This window comes from Cognatilysobacter lacus, from assembly GCF_008274655.1.
Classification (GTDB): domain Bacteria; phylum Pseudomonadota; class Gammaproteobacteria; order Xanthomonadales; family Xanthomonadaceae; genus Cognatilysobacter; species Cognatilysobacter lacus.
Window position 1 is genome coordinate 1 of record NZ_VTRV01000264.1, and the last position, 1538, is coordinate 1538.

Below are 1538 nucleotides of genomic sequence, written 5' to 3' on the forward strand. Positions count from 1 at the left end.
CGCGCGCGCCTGGCACGCGACGGCCCCAACCAGCTCGAGGCCGATCCCGGCCGCGGCATGGGGCACGCGGTGCTGGCAGCGTCGAGCGAACCGATGCTGCTCTTGCTGGCAGCGGTCGCGGCCCTGTACGCGATCGTCGGCGAGTGGCGGGACGCCGCGGCAATGGCCCTTTCGGTCGCCTTCGTGATCGCGCTGAACATCCATCAGAACGTGCGCTCGGCGCGTGCTCTCGGCGCCCTGCGGGACCTGACGGCGCCGCGCGCGCGGGTGGTTCGCGAAGGTCGGGCAGTGATGATTCCCGCCGCGGAGGTCGTGGTCGATGACCTGCTGATGATCGGGGATGGCGATCGCATCGCGGCGGACGCGCAGGTACTCGAAGGCTCGGCGATGGAGGTCGACGAATCGCTGCTCACCGGTGAATCGGCACCCGTCGCGAAGGCGACCGGTGACCTTCTTCGAGCCGGCACGTTCGCAGTGCAGGGGCGTTGCATCGCGCAGGTCATCGCCACGGGGCCGCGCACCGAGCTGGGACGCATCGGGCATTCGCTTGCGACCGTCTCGCGTGCGGAAAGTCCGTTGCGGCGCCAGGTGCGCCGACTGGTGCGCGTGTTCGCGGTGCTGAGCCTGTCCGCTGCGGTGCTGCTCACGGTGCTTGAACTCGTCCGTGGCACCGCATGGCGCGAGGCCACGCTCGCCGCACTTACCTTCGCCATGGCCACCGTGCCCGGCGAATTCCCGGTCGTCTTCGGCCTGCTGTTCACGCTCGGGGCGTGGCGGCTTGCACGCGTGAATGCGCTCGTGCAGCGACCCGACGCGATCGAGACGCTCGGCTGCATGACCGTGCTCTGCACCGACAAGACCGGCACCCTCACCGAGAACCGCATGCGCGTGCAGCAGGTGCTGGTGCCCGACGCCGGTTTCCACCACGCCGTGGCTGCCGGCGCAGCCCGCGAGTCGCTACTCGCCGTGGCCGCGCACGCATGTCCGTCCGATGCGGTCGATCCGATGGACACCGCCGTGCTCGACGCTGCCGGCGAACGCCATGTGCGGCTCGCACCGCTGCGGTATTACCCGTTCTCCGCCGCCCTCCACGCGACGGCTTCGGCGATCGCGACGACGGCGGGACTGCAGGTGTCCTGCAAGGGCGCGCCCGAAACGCTTGCAATGCTGTGCGGGCTGGACGACGACCGCCGCGCCGTGCTCGATCGCAGCGTTGCAGCGCTCGCCGGTCGTGGTTTTCGCGTGCTGGGCGTCGCGCACGCACTCATCGACCCGGCCGCGGGGCCACCGGAGACGCTGGAGACCGCAGGGTTGGATTGGTGCGGCCTGCTGGCCATCGCCGACCCGCTGCGCGCCGATGTGCCCGATGCGATACGACGCGCGCGCGCCGCCGGAATCCGCGTGGTGCTGGTTACCGGCGACCACCCGGAGACAGCGCGCGCCATCGCGCAGGCCGCGGGGCTCGGCGGTGACGGGCAGATCCGCACCGGCCAGGAGATCGCCGCGGCGTCCGAGGCGGAACTGCTGGCCTGGTCGAA

The 1538-nt window shown here is 71.3% G+C and carries 1 protein-coding gene; it reads left to right on the forward strand.

All coding sequences use genetic code 11. The annotated features are described in order from the left end of the window. A partial coding sequence (locus tag FW784_RS13960) for an HAD-IC family P-type ATPase (protein WP_149353927.1) occupies positions 1 to 1538 on the forward strand: 1538 nt, incomplete at both ends.